Origin of the sequence: Methylobacterium sp. WL116 (genome assembly GCF_008039455.1) — a bacterium.
In the GTDB taxonomy this organism is placed as follows: Bacteria; Pseudomonadota; Alphaproteobacteria; order Rhizobiales; family Beijerinckiaceae; genus Methylobacterium.
On sequence record NZ_VRUV01000868.1, the window covers coordinates 1 to 1,215 of the forward strand.

Here is a 1,215-nt window from a genome sequence, read left to right on the forward strand (position 1 = left end):
GGCACCGCTCGCGGCCGCCGCCCCGGAGGCGGCGCCCCGCGAGGCGGCGAAGCGCAAGCCCGAGCCGGAGCTGGTCTACGCCACCGTCTCGGCGGACCCGCGCCCGACGCTGACGCAGAAGACCTTCACCGACACCCTGCGCGCGGCCGACCTGTACCAGGCCTTCGCCGATGCCGGCGGCTGGGCGCCGGTGCCCGAGAGCACGGTGTTCAAGCCGGGCGCGTCGAACCCGGAGATCCCGGCGCTGCGCCACCACCTCACGCTCACCGGCGACCTGCCCGCTGACGCGCCCCCGAGCGACCGGCTCGATCCGCCGCTGGTCGCGGCGGTGACGGCGTTCCAGGCCCGCCACGGCCTGCCGGAATCCGGGCTGATCGGCCGGCTGACGATCGCCGCGCTCAACGTGCCGGCCTCCGTCCGCCAGCGCCAGCTCGCGGCCTCGGCGGCGCGGCTGATGGGCTCGAAGTTCCCGTTCGGCGAGCGCTACGTCGTCGTCAACATCCCGGCGGCCACCGTCGAGGCGGTGGAGAACGGCCAGGTCGCGCGCCGCTACGTCGCCGTGGTCGGCAAGCCCGACAAGGCGACCCCCAGCGTCGAGACCCGGATCACCGACATCAACTTCAACCCGACCTGGACGGTGCCGGTCTCGGTGGTGAAGAACGAGATCATCCCGCGGATGCGCAAGGAGCCGGGCTATCTCGCCAAGAACCACATCCGCATCCTCGGCCCCGGCGGCGTCGAGGTCGACCCGACGGCGGTGAACTGGAACACCGAGAAGGCGGTCGCCTACACGCTGCGCCAGGATTCCGGCTTCGACAACTCGCTCGGCCAGGTGCGGATCGACATGCCGAACCGCTTCGCGGTCTACATGCACGACACGCCCTCGAAATCGCTGTTTTCCCGCAACGTCCGCTTCCACAGCCACGGCTGCGTCCGCGTCGGCGGGGTCAAGGAGCTGGTCGGCTGGCTGCTCCAGGGCGTCGAGGGGCCGAACGGGCCGGGCTCGGCCTGGGGCCCGATCGAGATCGAGACCGGCATCGCCGACGGCGAGCGCCGCGACCTCAAGCTGGTCAAGCCCGTCCCCGTCACCTTCGTCTACCTCACCGGCTACGCCACGCCGGACGGCCGCGTCCATTTCCGCGACGACATCTACGGGTTGGATACGCCGGGCGGGCCGGTGCCCTCGGCGGCGACCGAGCCGGCCGCCACCGGCGC

General features: G+C 72.5%; 1 protein-coding gene. It reads left to right on the forward strand.

Annotated features, from left to right (window positions below):
• Window positions 1–1,215, forward strand: a 1,215-nt coding sequence (locus FV223_RS28050; RefSeq protein WP_147729931.1) for a L,D-transpeptidase family protein, incomplete at both ends; no start/stop codon positions are given.